This is a genomic window from Flavobacterium bomense (assembly GCF_003970355.1).
In genome coordinates this window covers 522,239-541,537 of the sequence record NZ_RYDJ01000001.1, presented here as the reverse complement: position 1 = coordinate 541,537, position 19,299 = coordinate 522,239, and the positions used below count along the sequence as shown (strand labels likewise).

The following is a 19,299-nucleotide window of genomic DNA, read 5'->3' as shown; positions in this document are numbered from 1 at the left end:
GATTATTACCCTACTAAATTAATAATTTTTCCCGGAACAATTATCACCTTATTTGGCGTTCTTCCTTCTAATTGTTTGATGGTTCTGTCATCTTTCATCACGATTTCCTCGATTTGCTCCTTGGTTAAATCCAAAGGTAAAACCATCGTGAAACGCATTTTTCCATTGAAAGAAACTGGATATTCCTTTTCACTTTCTACTAAATATTTCGCTTCAAAAACAGGAAAAGCAACTGTTGCAATCGAACCTTTATTTCCTAGCAACGACCATAATTCTTCGGCGATGTGTGGTGCATACGGCGAAATCACAATCGCTAAAGGCTCCAAGATTGCACGAGAATGACAATTCTGCGTTGACAATTCATTCACACAAATCATAAATTGTGAAACCGAAGTATTAAATGAAAAACCTTCGATATCTTCTGCTACTTTCTTGATAGTTTTGTGCAATGATTTTAGATTCTCCCCCAACCCCTCCGAAGAAGGGGAGTCAGAAACGTAGAAAGAGTCGTCTGGTCCAGTATGATACAAACGCCATAATTTTTTCAAGAAACCAAAAACTCCTGATATTCCTGCTGTATTCCAAGGTTTTGCTTGTTCCAATGGTCCTAAGAACATTTCATACAAACGCAATGTATCAGCTCCATATTCGTTACAAATATCGTCTGGCGTTACTACATTGTATTTGGATTTCGACATTTTTTCGATTTCGCGACCTACAATGTATTTTCCGTTTTCATCTAAAATAAATTCCGCATCTGCATAATCTTCTCTCCAAGCTTTGAATCTTTCAATATCTAATTCATCAGAAGAATTAACCATTGAAACGTCAACATGAATTGGCTGCACGTTTTGTCCACCGATTTTATTTTTAGAAACATACGTATTTGTTCCGTCTAGTCTATAAACAAATGCACTCATTCCCAAAATCATTCCCTGATTGATCAGTTTTTTGAATGGCTCTTCGGTTGGAGCAAAACCTTTATCTTTTAGGAATTTGTTCCAAAAACGAGAATACAATAAATGTCCGGTGGCATGTTCGCTTCCGCCAATATATAAATCTACGCTTTCCCAATATGCCAATGCGTCTTTACTTGCAAATTCGCTTTCGTTCTGCGCATCCATATAACGCATCCAATACCATGAACTTCCCGCCCAACCTGGCATCGTGTTCAATTCTAATGGGAATATAGTTTCCTCCCCCAACCCCTCCGAAGGAGGGGAGAGAAGCTCATTCGAAACCACTTTATTATTTACACTGTCCCAAGCCCAAACCAAAGCGTTACCTAAAGGCGGTTGCCCGTCTTCGGTTGGTAAGTATTTCTCTACTTCCGGCAAGATGATTGGTAAATGTTTTGCTGCAATCATTTGCGGCAAGCCATTCACATAATATACCGGAAACGGCTCTCCCCAATAGCGCTGGCGCGAGAAAACAGCATCACGCAAACGGTAATTGATTTTTCCTTTTCCTTGGTTTAGTTTTTCTAATTCTTCTATCGCTTTTTTAGTCGCTTCTTTGTACGTTAATCCGTTTAGGAAATCAGAATTGGCGATAATCACATTGTCTTTCGAAACGTATGCAGCTTCAGAAATATCTACATTGGCAAAAATATTTTTGATTTCTTGCATGCCTTGTTGCCCTTTGAAGAAATTCGTAAAAGCATAATCTCTTTCGTCGCCACAAGGAACCGCCATAACCGCGCCTGTCCCGTAACCTGCCAAAACATAATCCCCAATCCAAACCGGAATTGGTTCTTTCGTAAAAGGATGCTCTACGTAAGCACCAGTAAATACTCCAGAAATGGTTTTAACATCGGCCATACGTTCTCTTTCGGAACGTTTTGACGTTTTTTCTACATACGCATTGACTGCCGCTTTTTGTTCCTCAGTTGTTATTTCTTGAACCAAAGGATGCTCTGGAGCCAATGTCATGAATGTAACTCCAAAGATGGTGTCGGGCCGAGTGGTGAAAATCCCCACCCCAACCCTCCCCGAAGGGGAGGGAGCCGAAGCTGAATTCGTAATATCTTCTCGTTTTCTATTATTTAATTCAGTTTGAATTTTAGACAAAACTGCTTCAATATCTTTTTTTACCTCATCATTTGAAAATCGAATAACTTTGAATCTGTGTTTTTGTTCTAATTCAAAAGTCCTTTCTTCATCAAGTTCTATTTGTTCAGGAGTATTATGATATTCTCCATCAACTTCAACAACCAATCTACTTTCCAAACAAACAAAATCAGCAATGTAATTACCAATTAAATGTTGTCTTCTAAACTTACTGTCTAATTTTTTATTCCGAACAGCATCCCACAATAACGCTTCAGCAAATGTTGGTTCTTTTCGCATTTCCTTGGCATTAACCAATAAATGTTTAGCATTCTGAGAATCCCCTGTCATGTACCCAGGCTCGGCTCCCCCTCTTTTGGAGGCGGCTGGGGGGAGGAGATTAAAGGTTACCATCGCCCCAACACTTTTCCCAATCCAGTTTCTCTGACTTTCCTTAATGCTTTCGCTCCAGTCAATATCGTTTAAGCCTTGCAGTAAACGTTCTGCATAAGCCGAAATTCGCATGCTCCATTGTGTCATTTTCTTGCGCACCACTGTAAAACCGCCACGCTCTGAAACACCATTTACGATTTCGTCATTTGCTAAAACCGTTCCCAATCCCGGACACCAGTTTACTTCAGTCTCGGCCAAATAGGTCAATCTGTATTGCAATAAAATTCGCTCCTGTTGCTCTTTTGCGAAAGCGTTCCATTCATTTGCTAAAAAAACTTCACTATTTTCATCGCAAACCGCATTGACATTTGCATTTCCTTCTTTTTGGAAAATCGAAACCAAAGTCGAAATATCTTCGGCTTTGTCGCTGTTTTTATTGTACCATGAATTGAATAATTGAATGAAAATCCATTGTGTGTGTTTGTAATAATCGGGATTTGAAGTACGCACTTCTCGACTCCAGTCGAAAGAGAATCCAATTTTGTCCAATTGCTTTCTGTATCCTGCAATTTTATTTCCTTCTTTATCCGTTCCGCCGTCAATATTTACCGAAGTAGTATCCTCAGGACGTTGACCAGTCTGTATGGCATATTGCTCAGCAGGCAAACCAAAACTGTCATAGCCCATAGGGTGCAACACATTAAAACCTTGGTGTCTTTTGTATCTAGAATACACATCTGAGGCAATGTATCCCAGCGGATGCCCAACATGCAATCCCGCTCCAGATGGATACGGAAACATATCCAGTACGTAATATTTAGGTTTTGTTGCGTTATTTTCAGCTTTAAATGTTTCGTTTTCTAACCAATATTGCTGCCATTTGGTCTCTATTTCGTTCGGATTGTATTTCATTCCTCTTTTTTATTGTTTTTTAATGGAGTCATGCTGTCGCGCACTCAAGTCATTCCTCTTTTTTATTGTTTTTTAATGGAGTCATGCTGTCGCGCACTCAAGTCCTTTTTATAAGGTTCTGAACAAATGAGCAACTGAGGTTCTACCTTTTATTACGATGACTATTTTTAGGTGGCAAATTTACGTTTATTGTACGAAAGTTGAAACTTTGAGCGTTATTAACTTTAAATAAAGAAATTCTTTGTTATTTTTACCCAATAATTTCAGTAAACTATGAGTTCTTCCTTTGATAATTTTCAAAAACGCCGTTTAATTTCCTCTTATTTCTCAGTAGTGCTAAGTGTATTCTTGGTCTTGTTTCTACTTGGAATATTGGGTCTTTTCATTATAAATTCTAAAAAATTAGCGAACGATTTCAAAGAAAATATTGCCATGACCATTTTTTTCAAAAACGAAGCCAATGACACGATATTAAAAGCTTTTGGAACTGAATTAAAAGCAAGTCACTTTGTAAAATCATACGATTATGTAACCAAAGAAGCTGCTGCAAAACAACATACCGATATTATAGGGGAGGATTTCCTGGTATTTCTGGGAGAAAACCCGTTGCAAAATTCGTATGACATTCACCTGAAAGGAGATTATGTAGTAAAGGACAGCATAACAAAAATCGAAGCTAGCTTACGCAAAAACGCTATGATTTCCGATATTGTGTATGACAAACAATTAGTAAATCTGGTGAACGACAACATCAAAAAAGTAAGCATGTGGATTTTGATAATCAGCGGTTTTTTATCTTTTATTGCCGTATTACTGATCAATAGTTCGTTGCGTTTGTCCATACATTCTAACAGATTCATCATTAAGACCATGCAAATGGTAGGTGCTACCAAATCATTTATCAGAAAACCTTTTGTAATCCGAAGTATAAAACTGGGCATGATTGGAGCATTTTTAGCCATAATAGCCTTGACTGGTGTACTGATTTATATAGAAACCAGTTTTCCAAATCTTGGCATATTAGAAGACAAAGCATTAATTGGACTTGTTTTATTGAGTGTTCTAGGAATTGGTATTTTAATTACCTGGTTAAGCACGCATTTTGCAACACAACGGTTCTTGAATTTAAGAACAGACGACCTTTATTAATTAAACAATGAGGATAAGATTGCTTTGCTTCGTGCCGCGCAACTCCTCGCAATGATTTTATGGAAAACAACAACCACAAACCAGAATTTCTTTTTGACAAAATAAATTATAAAATTCTCTTAATCGGGATTGGTGTAATTGCCTTGGGATTTATTCTAATGGCCGGCGGAGGAAGTGATGATCCAAATGTATTTAGCGAAGACATCTTCAATTTTAGAAGAATTCGACTTGCGCCAACAACTGTTTTAATTGGTTTTGGCATTACTGTATATGCCATTCTTAAAAACCCAAAAAAATAACAAACATTGACGCATTATAAGTTACAATACTGATTAACAGACTACTAAAAACAGAACACTGATCACGCTATAATGAATACATTACAAGCTTTTTTAATTGCCATAATCGAAGGATTAACAGAATATTTGCCCGTTTCATCCACAGCACACATGGTTTTCCTAAGTTCCTATTTTGGAATTCAAGAAGATGATTTTGTGAAGCTTTTTCAGGTTTCTATTCAGTTTGGAGCTATTTTAGCTGTCGTGGTATTGTACTGGAAAAAATTCTTCGATTTCTCCAAATTCAATTTTTACATTAAACTCATTTGTGCCGTAATTCCTGCTTTGGTTTTAGGAAAATTATTTGACGATAAAATTGAAGCTATTTTGGGTGATCCTATCCCTATAGCGGTGGTGTTAATTATAGGAGGTGTAATTCTGCTTTTTATTGACAGTCGTTTTCAAAGCCCCACTATCATTCAAGAAGAAGATATTACTGTAAAAAAAGCTGTAATTATTGGTTTCTGGCAATGTTTAGCCATGATGCCGGGGACAAGTCGTTCCGCTGCCTCGATAATTGGGGGAATGCAACAAGGATTAACGCGGCATGCTGCGGCAGAATTCTCTTTCTTTTTGGCCGTGCCAACAATGATGGCTGTAACATGCTATTCTGTGTTCTTGAAAACCTACGAAACTTCACAAATGAAAGGCTATGAATTGATTTTAAAGTCTAACGAAAACATCCAATTATTCCTGATTGGTAATGTCGTGGCTTTTATCGTTGCCATTATAGCAATTAAATTTTTTATTGAAATTATCAAAAAATATGGTTTCAAACCATGGGGCTGGTACCGAATAATTGTAGGTATCTTTTTATTGATCTACTTTTCATATTCTAAATAATTCCTTTTGAAGACAGCCGAAGATTACCAAAACGGACAAATTTTACTGATTGACAAGCCCTTGAACTGGACTTCTTTTCAGGCGGTGAATAAATTGAAATGGGCATTAATCACTAAACTGAATCTGCCAAAAAAATTCAAGATAGGTCATGCTGGAACGTTAGACCCTTTGGCAACCGGATTACTGTTAGTTTGTACCGGAAAATTCACTAAAAAAATCACTGAACTTCAGGGTCAAGCCAAAGAATATACCGGAACTTTTTACATTGGAGCGACTACGCCTTCGTATGATTTAGAAACGGAGATCGATCAAACTTTCCCGACAGATCATATTGATGATGCTTTAATCCATGATACCCTAAAACAGTTTCTAGGCGAAATAGATCAAAAACCCCCTATTTATTCGGCTATAAAAAAAGATGGCGTGCGCTTGTATGAACATGCCAGAGCAGGAGAAACTGTTGAAATTGCCACCAGAAAAACAACGATTCACGAATTTGAAATTACCAGAATTGCACTTCCTGAAATAGACTTTAGAGTAGTTTGCAGCAAAGGAACTTACATTCGTTCCTTGGCATTTGATTTTGGAAAAACCATGGGTTCTGGTTCGCACTTAACGGCTTTACGCCGAACCAAAATTGGCGATTATGATGTAAAGAATGGTGTAGCTGTTACTGTTTTTGAAAATAGTTTAGACTCCAATAATTAGTGTTTTGAGACTTTCAACCCTAACAACATTCTTAGTTGCTTTTTTAAAACGAGAATAATTTCCAAATTAATTCATCCCTAATTATATCTTTTTTTAATTACTTCGTTCAACCACGTTTTATGAGAACTTGTTGTGCAGCGTACAACCTGATACAGCTGGGCATGCCCAAAAAAACCCCTCTTAAAACTTCAAAAGGGATTGGTTTATTTTATGTTTTGGAGAAAATTATTCCATTTCTTCCGCGTCTTTGTCTTCTTTCTCCACCGCGTCTTTATAATCCGGATATAAAAACTTATTGTACGGAAAACGGGTAATGTGAATGTGACGTACGGCTTCATAAACACGTTCTCTGAATTCCTCAAAATTTTCCTTGTTAGTAGCCGAAATAAACAATGCATTTTGCTCGCCTACTCTGCTCATCCAAGTCGATTTCCATTCTTCCAGCGTATAATGTCTTGGCGTTTTTTCGGTCATTAAATCATCTTCGTCAATAGTCAAATGCTGGTAAGCATCAATTTTATTGAAAACCATAATTACCGGTTTGTCATTTGCCTTAATATCCAATAAAGTTTGGTTTACGGATGCAATATGATCTTCAAATTCAGGATGCGAAATATCAACTACGTGCAATAACAAATCCGCTTCGCGAACCTCATCCAGCGTGCTTTTGAAAGAATCGACTAATTGTGTTGGCAATTTTCTGATAAATCCTACCGTATCCGAAAGCAAGAAAGGCAGGTTTTTAATAACTACTTTTCGGACGGTGGTGTCCAGCGTAGCAAAAAGTTTATTCTCTACAAAAACATCACTTTTACCAACGGCATTCATCAAGGTTGATTTCCCCACATTAGTATATCCCACCAAAGCCACACGAACCATAGCGCCACGATTGCCGCGCTGCACACCCATTTGCTTGTCGATGGTTTTTATTTTTTCTTTCAATAAGGCGATTCGGTCACGAACAATACGTCTGTCGGTTTCAATCTCCGTTTCCCCGGGACCACGCATTCCAATTCCCCCTTTTTGGCGTTCAAGGTGCGTCCACATTCCGGAAAGCCTTGGTAATAAGTATTGACATTGCGCTAATTCTACTTGCGTTCTGGCGTACGAAGTTTCAGCACGTTGCGCAAAAATATCCAAGATAAGGTGCGTTCTGTCCAGAATTTTACATTCCGTTATGATTTTAGATATATTTTTTTGTTGTGAAGGTGATAATTCATCATCAAATACCAAAGTCGAGATATCATTTTCTTTTACAAAAAGATGAATCTCTTCAATTTTTCCGGTACCAACAAAAGTCTTGGGATTAGGACGTTCCATTTTTTGCGAAAAACGTTTCACCACTTGCCCTCCTGCGGTAAAAGTCAAAAACTCTAATTCGTCAAGATATTCGCGCAGCTTCTCTTCACTTTGGTTTTGAGTTACAATACCAACTATAGCCGTCTTTTCGAAATTTATTACTTCTTTTTCTAACATATTTTTGAATAAGTTACAAATTTAATGATTTGTCAGGGACTTATTGAGTTCTGGGTTTATAAAAAATTAGAAGCTGTAAATAATGATAGTTTTTTGGTCGATCCGAAAATTATACTGCTGAAATGTTTTCCTGCGAATAAAATAAATTCAGCCGTGTATTTCTCCAGATGAAACTGCTATTTAACTCCAGAACGAGAAAAATTTCGCCACAGATTAGCACAGATTAAACGGATTTTTTCTCTTAGCGATAAATAATCTGTGAGTATCTGCCAAATCTTTTTTATCAGCGGGTCGTAATGATTATTTCTAAAGAAAAATTTTGCCACAAATCACCATTTGATTTCAAAAAAATCAGTGAAAATTAGGATAATTCGTGGCTAAAAAAATTTGCCAAATTTACAGTTATTTTAAAAAATTTTATTCTTGCCTCGCACACATTAAATGTTAGTTCTATTTTAATAAAGTGCATCATTTGAAAACAGTTTAGGCGCTAATTTTGACTTACTATCAATTAAATTGAACAAAACAGTACATCATTCCAAATTTTATTCCACTGGAAAGAGTGTGAAATAAACAATAAAGAGTTTACTTTTACTTTTTAAGAAATTGCAGCGATAACTACAATTTTGTTACTGTTTTAAATAAAACGATCTCGTAAAAATCAAGCCGAATTATAAAACCAAAAATCAATTAGTAATTTATATTCAATAAAAATGAAGCATTATCTTTTTTCACTACTATTCACTTTAACGTTCTTGAGTAACGTTGCGGCACAACAATTAAAATCACCCAACCAAAAATTCACAATGGATTTTTCATTGTTAAGTGACGGCACTCCAAGTTACACTTTGAGCTACAAAAATAACGTCGTTATAAAACCTAGTAAACTGGGTCTCGAACTAAAAAGCGACAAAAAAACAATGTTGTTTGATTTGACATATAGTACTAATCCCGCTGAAAAAAAATTGCTTTTTGATAAAAATTCGTTATTAAATAATTTCACGATAACAGATACCCAAACAGCTACTTTTGATGAAAACTGGAAACCCGTTTGGGGAGAAGTAGCTTCCATTCGCAATCATTATAACGAATTGGCAGTAACCTTAAATCAAAAAGAAACAGACAGAAAGATTGTGATTCGTTTCCGTTTGTTTGACGATGGTTTAGGATTTCGTTATGAATTTCCTTCGCAAAAAAACCTTACTTATTTTGTAATTAAAGAAGAAAGAACTCAGTTTGCCATGACAGGAGATCATACTGCATTTTGGATTCCGGGTGATTATGACACTCAAGAATACGATTACACCACATCAAAATTATCGGAAATCCGAGGCTTATCAGAAAAAGCAACTACCGCAAATGTTTCTCAAAAGTCTTTTTCTACAACAGGAGTACAGACTTCGCTAATGCTAAAAACAGCAGATGGATTGTATATCAATCTACATGAAGCAGCATTAATCAATTATTCGTGCATGCATTTGAATCTAGATGATAAAAATATGGTATTCGAATCTTGGTTAACACCAGATGCCAAAGGAGACAAAGGATACATGCAGGCCCCAAATCATTCGCCTTGGCGTACAATAATTGTTAGTGATGACGCAAGAGAAATTCTGGCTTCAAAAATGACATTGAACTTGAATGACCCAAACAAAATTGAAGATACATCATGGATAAAACCCGTTAAATATGTAGGTGTTTGGTGGGAAATGATCACCGGAAAAAGTTCTTGGGCGTATACGGATGAATTTCCAACGGTACAACTTGGCGTTTCTGATTTTTCAAAAGCGAAACCAAATGGAAAACACGGTGCCAACAACACTAATGTAAAAAAATACATTGATTTTGCAGCTAAACACGGTTTTGATGCCGTTTTAGTAGAAGGCTGGAATGAAGGTTGGGAAGACTGGTTTGGTCATTCCAAAGATTATGTTTTTGATTTTCTGACTGCGTATCCGGATTTTGACGTCAAAGGATTGCATGAATATGCCAAATCAAAAGGTATTAAAATGATGATGCACCATGAAACTTCAGGATCTGTGCGTAACTATGAGCGCCACATGGATAAAGCGTATCAGTTTATGAAAGACAATGGATACGATGCTGTAAAAAGTGGTTATGTAGGTGATATTATGCCAAGAGGCGAAAACCACTACAGCCAATGGATTGTCAATCACTTTCAATATGCTTTGGAAAAAGCAGCCGAATATAAAATTATGTTGAATGCTCACGAAGCGGTTCGTCCAACGGGAATTTCAAGAACCTATCCCAATTTAATTGGTAACGAAGCAGCAAGAGGAACAGAATACCAAGCTTTTGGTGGTTCTAAACCCAATCACGTGACAGTGTTGCCTTTTACCCGTTTAGTAGGCGGACCGATGGATTATACTCCTGGGATTTTTGAAATGGATTTAAGCAAATTGAATCCAGATAATAATTCCCATGTCAACAGTACGATTGCAAATCAATTGGCATTGTACGTAACGATGTACAGCCCGTTGCAAATGGCAGCCGATACACCGGAAAATTACGATCGCTTTCCTGATGCTTTTCAGTTCATCAAAGATGTAGCCGTAGATTGGTCTGACAGCAAATACCTTGAAGCAGAACCTGGTCAATATGTTACTGTTGCGCGTAAAGCAAAAGTGACGAACAATTGGTTTATTGGTAATGTAAATGGCGATACTTCTCGTACATCAACCATCAAATTTGATTTTTTGGAAAAAGGAAAAAAATATGTTGCCACTATTTATGCTGATGCAAAAGAGGCACATTATAAAACCAATCCACAAGCCTATACGATTCGTAAAATGACGGTGACTAACAAATCAAAACTGGCACAACTCAGTGCGCCCGGTGGAGGTTATGCGATAAGCATCGTTGAAATTAAATAATAATAAGCCGTTGGGTGTAATTCAATTTGTTTAATTTTTTAACCACATAGAAATATAGATTTTAAAATTCCGTAATGCGTTCCACTTTTTCCTAGAAAACCATAGCTATGTGAACCCAAGAATTAGGCTATCTTACTCTTTTTTTCTATGTCTCTATGTGGTTCAAATTTTTTATTAAAGATTAATTGAAATTTTCTTTAATTACACCCAACGAGTTCATAATAATAATCCGTGTATTGTAATTCATTCTACCACATAAATTCATAAAACAGAAAAGGCTGCCTAGAAAATCTAGACAGCCTTTTTTAGTTTTATCTTTCTCTTTAACTAATTTACTTTGATCAGTTTAACATTGAAAACAAGAACAGATCCTGCTGGAATAGGTCCACTACCGTTGCTTCCATAACCCAGATGAGAAGGAATTAAAAGAACTCCGTTTCCTCCTTCTTTAAAAAAGGGAATACCTTCTGTCCATCCTTTTATCACTTGGTTCAAACCAAATGAAATGCCTGAAGCATCACTTTGATCAAAAACATTTCCATTAGTAAAATATCCTTTGTAGGCTACTGTTACATTAGATGAAGCTGTTGGTTGAGCGCCAGTTCCCGCTTCATTAACCACATAATACAATCCTGAATCGGTTTTTGTGGCAGTCAATTTATTTTTCGCAATGTAATCCACGATTTCTTTTTCGTTTTGAACCGTGTAATCAACAGGTTTAGATGCTTCGTTATCCGATAAACAAGAAACAAATAATAAAGAAATTAGGGCTAATAAAGTAGATTTCATAATTTAATTTAAATGTTAAAGTTGCAAATATAGTAATTCAAGCAAAGCCTTTTATAAAAATTATTTATCACCAAAAATCTGGACGTCATCTACTTGAAAAGCGCCATCCAAAGCCAGGTTTTTTCCGGAGCCTGTATATTTAAAAGCAATGCTGATTTTACCTTGGAATGCAGATAAATCTACTGCGCCACTTCCTACAAATTGATACCAAGGCGTGGCTTGTTTGGGCAAATTAACCATTAAGGGAATCCAAGTGGCAGTTGCAAAATTCAATCCGTCAAAATTACTGGAAGCATACACTTCCAAGGAATTTAACTGGGAATCAACGTCTAAATGATGCTGAGCGCTTCTAAAAGTAAGGACTTCTTTCGTATGAACATCCATGTCAATTTTTGGCGAGATCAACCAAGCCACATTCGAAACAACTTTAGTTCCGCTAATGGCAAACTCGGCATACCCGTTACCGGAATAAACGGTGCCTTTCCAGAAAAGTGTTCCTTTTTGAACCATATTTGCCCAGCCGGGAAGACTCAAATTCGACTTATCGACAACTTTTTCAAAATCTTGGGAGAAAAAAGGAACAGCTCTGCTTCCGGTCATCACCACATCTTTTTCGGAACGCGGCAATAATTGGTAATCCGTTCCGTATTTTGTCAAAATTCCCCTTACTTTTCCGCTTCCTTCGGGAACAACTTTAGTCGAAAAATCAGAAAAACTACTCGTTCTAAAATAGACTTGATTGCCTAATTTATCTACTAATCCCCAATTTGTCGCACCGCCCACATTATTGGTTTCCTCAAAATAATGACGCCCTATGGCCAAAGCTGAAAACTGAACATCAGACAATTCGACCAACGTATTCAAATTAGAATCATTCAGCAGTTCCGCCATGGTTAACGACCGAACCAAAACCTCCTCCTTTACATTCCTACACGACGCATTCAACACTTTTTTATACTCATTTTGTGAAAGTCGCCCCACGCCACCTTCATTATAGGAATTCACAAAAATACTTCCGATACGCATCCCGCCAAATGAAATATCCGTATATTGATCTTTCAATTTTATATATACTTTATTGCCCAATCTATAGTCAATATACAAGTTGGTAGCATCCACAGGAACGCTAAATCCTATGGCTGGCGTTGTGGCTGTTGCCAAAGTCTGAAAGGAAATCGACTTGAAAAAATTTCCCGATTCATCGCTGGAAACCACATACGCCTCGATGACATCCTCGTATTTGTACTGTGTTACAATGGCATTCGCAACAGCATGAACTTCGTTAACTGTTTTATTTACAACTAAATCCGGCTGGGTGCAAATGAGTTTTGGAGCCACAACCTCATCCGTTACGCAACTGCTGAAAGTGATTGTCAACAGTAAAAATAGAACCGGTTTGCAAAATATTGATTTCATGTGCTTTAATTTATAAATTGATATAAAGATTGACAAAATACGTTCTTCCGTATCCGTAAAAATATTTTGGCCCAAAAGAAGGCGTGCCACTGGAAACATCTTGATTAATTTGTCTGAAATTTGCGTTTCGGGCTTGTTCATAACCACCCGTTTTATAGGTAACATCGAGTACATTATTGATGCTGGCAAAAATCCCAACATTCTTTCCGTAAATTCTCCATGATTTTCCACCCACAAGGTTGAGCAACATCGTTGGATCAAATTTTTCTTGTTTTATGAGTACTGTAGCCCGTTCCTCCGTTGCCTCTGGAAAATTGAAACCGCTTGCGGGATTTTTATAAAATATTTCGGTTCTGGAAATAGGAGAAATATCAATATAACTGTTGGTGAGGTAATTTACATTGGCGCTAATCCACCAATATTTTGGATCTCGATATTCAATTCCCACGGAATACGCGCGTTGTGGCATTCCCGCTTGCTTATAATTTTTTAGGGAAGCCGTTCCAAAATCAAAAACCGGACTGGTATTTTCTGGAGTTGCTTCAGCATCGTTTGTCAAAGTCACTCTTGGATTACTGTCATACATATATTCCCCGAAAGCGGCCGAAAAAGTGGTTTTAAATGTTTGGCTTAATTGGTATTCCAAACTGAATTCGGCCCCTACATTTTTCTTATTCAATTGTGTTAATGTCTGACTCACAAAAGCATCGGTATTTAAATAACCGGAGCCATCATCAAAAATTCCTTCGGCATAAAAAAAGGAAATTTGAGTAGCATTTTTAATTAAGGAATAATACGCAGTTAGTCTGGCTTTGAGTTTTGGGGAACGATAGATGTAACTGGCGTCCAAACTGCTGATGTTCTCACTTTCAATACCGTCTACAATCGCATTATTCAATCGGGAATTCGCAAACGTATTTTTCAAAGATGGTGCTTTGGTTAAATGTGCCGCATTAAAAGTCACCAGCTGTTTGCCGGAGATTTTGAAATTGAATCCGGCTTTGAAGCCAAAGTTTTCAAATGCTGTTTTTTCGTTTTTCCCGAAGGAATTGGTTTCATAAATTCCGTTTTTGTACAGACCTTCCCTTTGATAATTGGCAGTAGAAAAATGCTGGGCCAGATAAAAATCCGCTTTGTTGTAGGTGAATTTGAATTGGGTAAACGCTTCTACAGTATTGGCAAAATAATTATAGTTGTATCCGTACGTATCCCCAACAACTACTTGACGGTCGGGACTATTCAAATCAGACTGGGATTGATTTCCACTATAAAAAGCATCGATATCTTCAAAATAGGAACCGCCAAGCAAGTCCAACAATTTTTGTGAATTATGCGATTTTAGTTTTTTGAAAGATGCTCCTGCATTCAAAAAAATATTTTCCGACAGTTGCGCACTCAAATTTGTTGTGGCCACCGCTGTCTGATCTTCTACTTGATCTTCATACAAAACATACTTGCTTTTTGTGGGTTCGTAGCCCGTAATTGTTTCATTAGCATCCAAAACCGGATTTTGATTGGCTCGGTACAATGCGGTCCAATCAATTTGCGAATTGGCTAAAAATTCCGCTTTACTTTTTTCTGCATTTTCATAATCCGGAGTAAATGCACCCGAGAATTCTCCATTATCAGGCGCATAAAGAGAGCTGTAATAACTGGGCATATTTCGATAATACGTTGGATCAGGACTATTCGCATTTTGATAATCGATGTTGCTGTTGGCAATTGTTCCAAATTGATACGTCACACTCGAATTCAAATTGGTTTTATCATTGATTTTAAAATAATGATTCAGCATTATCATGGGTTCTTCAATGGTTTTGATGCGGGCGTTTCTTTTTTCATTCTCTTGAAAACCCCAATACGAATTGTATTTTACGTTTGTCAATTGGGTAACTTCAGCTGTATTAGGGGAATTTTTGGCTCTGGAATTCGGAGTGTACAGTGCCGTGAGATTCAACGAATGCTTCTCGCCTACTTTTTTTTCGAGACTTATAAAAAAGGAATTCGCATCATAACTGCTGCCTTCAAAATACCCTTCTTGCGCCCAGCGCTTTCCTGCCGAAACTACAAAAGCCCAGCCACGGGAATTCATTCCGGAAGCATGCGTAGCCATGGTGCGCCAACTGTAATTGGTATTGGTCCCAGAAAATGAAATTCGAGAACCTGGTCTGTAAATAGAGGCTCGCGTATTGATTTCCTGTGTCCCTAAAATACCCCCAAACGTATAATCCGAAGGGGCAGTTCCCAAGGTAAATTCCTGATTACGTAGCGCGTCATTCAATCCGCCCCATGCACCCCATTGCGGTCTGCCGTCATAAATTTTATTCATGGAAACGCCATTGATCATCATTGTGGAATGTTCGCTGTCTAATCCCCGAACTCTAAAACGAGCTTGTCCCCAGTTGAAAGCGGCAGCTTGCAAAAAAGCATCTCGGGAGGATTGCAAGAGTCCGGAAGTACTTTCGGAACTGCTGTTGTCTTCGCCAAAATCACTTTCAATAAGTGTGATGATACTGTTTTGCTGCTCTATGGATTGGTCTTGTTCTAAAGATATGGTTCCCAAATCCAGCATTTGTCCTTCGGTAATTTCAACGGGATACAAGCCATCTTTGAAACCCTGACTGTGTACCAGAAGCAAAATATTTCCTGTGGGAACGGTATCAAAACTGAAATTACCATCCGTTTTAGTGAGTTGCATTAAAGTCGTATTTTGAACACTGACTACCACAAAACCTAACGAAATTTGCGTTTTTGAATCGATGATTTTTCCAAAAAAGCCTGTGTTATTTTGTGCCGTAATGCATCCCAGTTGAACCATGAAAAAGAAAGCTATGTAAAAATTATTCATATATTCAAACGATGAGGGTTCTATTTAATAAAAATTATAAATTCCAATAAAAAGTTCAACCGTTACAATGAATTGCAACGGTTGAACTAAAACATAGAAAGCGTCATCCGAAAGGGAATAACTTTGAAAACAATTAAAAATGAATTTTGGAAAAAGAGTATAAAACCTTACTACTATAATGCTGAAAAAAGTGGTATTTAAAATTCAGCCTGTTGTCACGAACGAATTATAATGTTAAATGTACAAAAAAAACACTAACATATTGATTTTCAATAAATAAATTACTCTTTAGGTTAAAAATAAAAAACATACAAAAACATCGCGGTTTTAGTTGAAAATTTTCATTCTTTTCAAACGATCCTAAGCTTATTTATTCAAATATTATCTGTTGTTTTTGCTTCCAATACTAGCGATTTTATCGATTTGAAGGCCTGATAAAAGTTAAAGTGTTTTTTTATTCTTCGGAAAAAGCGTCTAAAAACGCACCAATTGTTAGGTAACTTTTAAAATTTGCCCCGAAACTTCGGGATAAAACTTAAAAGTAGTATTTTTGCACTATGGAAACAAATAGACAGAAAAAAATAGGTGGGGTTATCCAAAAAGATTTGGTTGATATTCTGCAAGGTGAAGTGAGAAAAAATGGAGTAGCTAATTTAATTATCTCGGTATCCAAAGTTACTGTAACTACAGATTTATCAGTGGCGACAGTACATTTAAGCGTTTTTCCTCAGGACAAAGCCAAAGAAATTTTAGAGGCGGTGAAGTCCAATGCTAAAACTATAAAACATGATTTATCACAACGCGTTCGTTTGCAATTAAGAAAAGTTCCTAATTTGGTTTTCTTTATTGACGACTCTTTAGATTACATTGAAAAAATTGACAATGCGTTAGCCAACAGAGATAATCCTATAGAAAACAGGGATCTTTTAGACAAACGCAGATTCCAATAAAGTTTGAATTTCTCCCTCTACATAGCCAAACGATACATCCTCAGCAATAGTAAAAACAATGCTATAAACATCATCAATCGCATTGCCAGCATGGGAATTATTGTTGGTGCAATGGCTTTGTTTGTTGTTTTATCCGTTTTTAGCGGGCTAAAAGTATTTAGTCTTTCGTTTACCAATGACATCGATCCGGATTTAAAAATAAGCAGCACTTTAGGAAAATCCTTTTTGATTTCTCCCAATCAGGAAAGCCAAATCAAAAAAATAGACGGTCTTGCTTGGTATACCAAAATCATCGAAGAGCGTGTTTTATTTACTTTTGACGGAAAACAACAAGTTACGTACTTAAAAGGGGTTGATGCTAATTTTAGCAAAGTAAATGCTATTGAATCCAAACTTTTCAATGGGCAATGGTTTAAACCTGACACCTATCAAGTAGTTGTTGGGTATGGAATTGCTCAGAAATTCTCGATGGGATTATTGGATTTTAATAATCATTTGGAAGTAATGGTGCCTAAAGCTGGAAAAGGCACGATTGAAAATCAAGAACAGGCCTTTAACAAAACGGATATAATTCCTGTTGGTATTTACGCCATTAGCGAAGATTTAGATTCTAAATATGTTTTTGCTGATTTGGGTTTAGCGCAGGAACTATTGGAATACAAAACCAATCAGGTTTCCGGGATTGAAATCAAAGCAAAAACTGGTGCTGATGAAACTGCTATTATAAATCAACTTCAAACTATTTTTAAGAATAAAATCACCGTAAAAAATAGGGCTCAACTTAACGACTCGCTCTACAAAATGTTGAATACCGAGAATATCGTTGTTTATTTAATCTTTACTCTGGTAATTGTTGTGGCACTATTCAACTTGATTGGCGCGTTAATTATGATGATTTTAGACAAAAAAGGGAATCTAAAAACCCTTTTTAATTTGGGAACTGAAATCAAAAATTTGCGAAAAATATTCCTGCTTCAAGGGACTTTATTGAGTGTTTTTGGCGGAATTATTGGGCTAACCTTAGGGATTATAATTGTACTACTTCAAGAACATCTTCAGCTTGTAATGATTACTCCTACACTGGCTTATCCTGTGATTTTCTCTCTCGAAAATGTACTTATTGTTATGGGGACGATTATTACGCTTGGCTTTATTGCATCCTTGATTGCAAGTAGTCGCGTGAGTAAGAAGTTATTGGAGTAAGTTTTTTACCGCTAATTCGCTAATTTTTAAAAAAATTACTCTTTAGATTTAGCAAAGATGTTTAATTAATAAGCTATTATAAATTAGCGAATTGGCGGTAGAAGTTGATTAATATATACTGCTTAAACCAACTCATATCCCGCATACGCTTCTTCGATTTCATTTAAAGCAGCGAACAATTCTTCGGGACGATCTAGTGTAACTAATTTTTGCTTGTGGGTTTTAAAAGAATGAATTCCTTTGAAATAATTGGTGTAATGTGGTCTTGTTTCCACAATTCCTAATCTTTCGCCTTTCCATTCCATGGCCCAAGTAAGGTGATTTCGAACTGCTTCGACTCTATCAATAACGGTAGGTTTTGGCAAATGTTCTCCCGTTTTAAAGTAATGTTTGATTTCGTCAAAAATCCAAGGATAACCAATGGCAGCACGACCAATCATAATGCCATCGATACCATATTCATTTTTATATTGCAATGCTTTTTCCGGAGAATCAATGTCGCCATTACCAAAAATAGGCATCGTGATTCTTGGATTATTTTTAACTCGGGCAATATGCGACCAATCGGAATGGCCTTTGTACATTTGGGCACGAGTTCTGGCGTGTATGCTCAAAGCAGCAACACCAATATCTTGCAAACGCTCTGCTACTTCATCAATATTAATGGAGTTATCGTCCCAACCCAAACGGGTTTTTACGGTTACCGGCAAATGGGTACTATCGATAACGGCTTTAGTCAGGCGAATCATTAAATCTACATCTTTAAGAACGCCGGCTCCGGCACCTTTGCAAACGACTTTTTTAACAGGGCAACCAAAATTAATATCGATTAAATCCGGGTTTACGGCAGACACAATTTTAGAGGACATGGCCATCGCTTCTTCGTCTCCACCAAAAATCTGAATCCCAACGGGGCGTTCGTAATCAAAGATGTCTAATTTCATGCGGCTTTTGATGGCGTCCCGAATCAATCCTTCGGAAGAAATAAACTCAGAATACATCATATCGGCACCGTGCGCTTTACACAATCTGCGAAAAGGCGGATCACTCACATCTTCCATTGGTGCGAGAAGTAAAGGGAATTCGGGTAATATTATGTTGCCAATCTTGATCATCGTCCTTAATTTTTTGCAAAATTACGACATTTAGCTGAAAGGATAAAAGAAGAAAGGAGAAAGACTTCGTATTAAAGGTGTTGGTTTACGAATTCGGGACTTTGAAACTGTTGAATTTAGCTTATATTTGCAGATTAATAGTCGCTGTTTGGCGATTGCGTGAGGGATTGCAGTGGAAATCCTTTTCCTTTTTTCTTTAAAAAAGGAAAAGATTGTA

General features: G+C 36.9%; 13 protein-coding genes. 7 read left to right on the top strand and 6 right to left on the bottom strand.

Going from position 1 to position 19,299, the window contains the following annotated elements; genetic code table 11:
- Positions 1-5: 5 nt before the first annotated feature.
- Positions 6-3,353 (bottom strand): leucine--tRNA ligase, encoded by a 3,348-nt coding sequence (locus tag EKL98_RS02330; RefSeq protein ID WP_126561442.1) that lies wholly within the window; start codon positions 3,351-3,353, stop codon positions 6-8.
- Positions 3,354-3,626: 273 nt separating this feature from the next.
- On the opposite strand from EKL98_RS02330, the gene EKL98_RS02325 reads away from it, so the two are divergent.
- The 4 genes from EKL98_RS02325 to truB all read left to right on the top strand — a co-directional run bounded on the left by EKL98_RS02325 (position 3,627) and on the right by truB (position 6,391).
- On the top strand, positions 3,627-4,502 hold the full coding sequence (locus tag EKL98_RS02325) for a cell division protein FtsX (protein WP_126561441.1): 876 nt from the start codon (positions 3,627-3,629) through the stop codon (positions 4,500-4,502).
- A 59-nt stretch (positions 4,503-4,561) separates the two neighbouring features.
- Entirely contained in the window at positions 4,562-4,801 is a 240-nt protein-coding gene (locus EKL98_RS02320; RefSeq protein ID WP_126457612.1) for a DUF3098 domain-containing protein, read from the top strand.
- Between the two features lie 72 nt (positions 4,802-4,873).
- Positions 4,874-5,683 carry an undecaprenyl-diphosphate phosphatase gene (locus tag EKL98_RS02315; RefSeq protein WP_126561440.1) on the top strand — a complete coding sequence of 270 codons (810 nt, stop codon included), beginning with the start codon at positions 4,874-4,876 and terminating at the stop codon, positions 5,681-5,683.
- A 6-nt stretch (positions 5,684-5,689) separates the two neighbouring features.
- Entirely contained in the window at positions 5,690-6,391 is a 702-nt protein-coding gene (truB, locus tag EKL98_RS02310; protein ID WP_126561439.1) for a tRNA pseudouridine(55) synthase TruB, read from the top strand.
- A gap of 225 nt (positions 6,392-6,616) precedes the next feature.
- Here the strand turns inward: truB and hflX are convergent, their stop codons facing one another.
- The gene (gene hflX / locus EKL98_RS02305; protein WP_126456307.1) at positions 6,617-7,867 is read right to left on the bottom strand and encodes a GTPase HflX; all 1,251 of its coding nucleotides are present in this window, start codon (positions 7,865-7,867) and stop codon (positions 6,617-6,619) included.
- Positions 7,868-8,580: 713 nt separating this feature from the next.
- Between hflX and EKL98_RS02300 the strand changes: the two genes are divergently transcribed.
- A complete protein-coding gene (locus EKL98_RS02300; protein WP_126561438.1) occupies positions 8,581-10,761 on the top strand; it encodes a glycoside hydrolase family 97 protein in 2,181 nt (726 codons plus the stop codon).
- 327 nt (positions 10,762-11,088) lie between these two features.
- On the opposite strand, the gene EKL98_RS02295 is transcribed toward EKL98_RS02300, so the two are convergent.
- From EKL98_RS02295 to EKL98_RS02285, 3 genes are read right to left on the bottom strand one after another with little or no spacing between them, the layout of a single operon-like run.
- A complete protein-coding gene (locus EKL98_RS02295; RefSeq protein WP_126561437.1) occupies positions 11,089-11,550 on the bottom strand; it encodes an FKBP-type peptidyl-prolyl cis-trans isomerase in 462 nt (153 codons plus the stop codon).
- 60 nt (positions 11,551-11,610) lie between these two features.
- Entirely contained in the window at positions 11,611-12,966 is a 1,356-nt protein-coding gene (locus EKL98_RS02290; protein ID WP_126561436.1) for a DUF5689 domain-containing protein, read from the bottom strand.
- Positions 12,967-12,976: 10 nt separating this feature from the next.
- Positions 12,977-15,814, bottom strand: a complete 2,838-nt coding sequence (locus EKL98_RS02285; RefSeq protein ID WP_126561435.1) for a carboxypeptidase-like regulatory domain-containing protein — start codon at positions 15,812-15,814, stop codon at positions 12,977-12,979.
- Positions 15,815-16,371: 557 nt separating this feature from the next.
- Here EKL98_RS02285 and rbfA point away from each other — a divergent pair.
- On the top strand, positions 16,372-16,764 hold the full coding sequence (rbfA, locus tag EKL98_RS02280; RefSeq protein ID WP_126452046.1) for a 30S ribosome-binding factor RbfA: 393 nt from the start codon (positions 16,372-16,374) through the stop codon (positions 16,762-16,764).
- Between the two features lie 3 nt (positions 16,765-16,767).
- A complete protein-coding gene (locus tag EKL98_RS02275; RefSeq protein ID WP_126554014.1) occupies positions 16,768-17,967 on the top strand; it encodes an ABC transporter permease in 1,200 nt (399 codons plus the stop codon).
- Positions 17,968-18,089: 122 nt separating this feature from the next.
- Here EKL98_RS02275 and dusB read toward each other — a convergent pair whose 3' ends face one another.
- Positions 18,090-19,082, bottom strand: coding sequence for a tRNA dihydrouridine synthase DusB (gene dusB, locus EKL98_RS02270; protein WP_126561434.1), 993 nt, complete (start codon positions 19,080-19,082; stop codon positions 18,090-18,092).
- Positions 19,083-19,299 lie beyond the last annotated feature (217 nt).

Excerpts from the sequence above, each read along its gene's own strand:
- EKL98_RS02330 (WP_126561442.1), bottom strand. The coding sequence starts at position 3,353 with ATGAAATACAATCCGAACGAAATAGAGACCAAATGGCAGCAATATTGG.
- EKL98_RS02325 (WP_126561441.1), top strand. The coding sequence starts at position 3,627 with ATGAGTTCTTCCTTTGATAATTTTCAAAAACGCCGTTTAATTTCCTCT.
- EKL98_RS02320 (WP_126457612.1), top strand. The coding sequence starts at position 4,562 with ATGGAAAACAACAACCACAAACCAGAATTTCTTTTTGACAAAATAAAT.
- EKL98_RS02315 (WP_126561440.1), top strand. The coding sequence starts at position 4,874 with ATGAATACATTACAAGCTTTTTTAATTGCCATAATCGAAGGATTAACA.
- hflX (WP_126456307.1), bottom strand. The coding sequence starts at position 7,867 with ATGTTAGAAAAAGAAGTAATAAATTTCGAAAAGACGGCTATAGTTGGT.
- EKL98_RS02300 (WP_126561438.1), top strand. The coding sequence starts at position 8,581 with ATGAAGCATTATCTTTTTTCACTACTATTCACTTTAACGTTCTTGAGT.
- EKL98_RS02295 (WP_126561437.1), bottom strand. The coding sequence starts at position 11,550 with ATGAAATCTACTTTATTAGCCCTAATTTCTTTATTATTTGTTTCTTGT.
- EKL98_RS02290 (WP_126561436.1), bottom strand. The coding sequence starts at position 12,966 with ATGAAATCAATATTTTGCAAACCGGTTCTATTTTTACTGTTGACAATC.
- EKL98_RS02285 (WP_126561435.1), bottom strand. The coding sequence starts at position 15,814 with ATGAATAATTTTTACATAGCTTTCTTTTTCATGGTTCAACTGGGATGC.
- rbfA (WP_126452046.1), top strand. The coding sequence starts at position 16,372 with ATGGAAACAAATAGACAGAAAAAAATAGGTGGGGTTATCCAAAAAGAT.
- dusB (WP_126561434.1), bottom strand. The coding sequence starts at position 19,082 with ATGATCAAGATTGGCAACATAATATTACCCGAATTCCCTTTACTTCTC.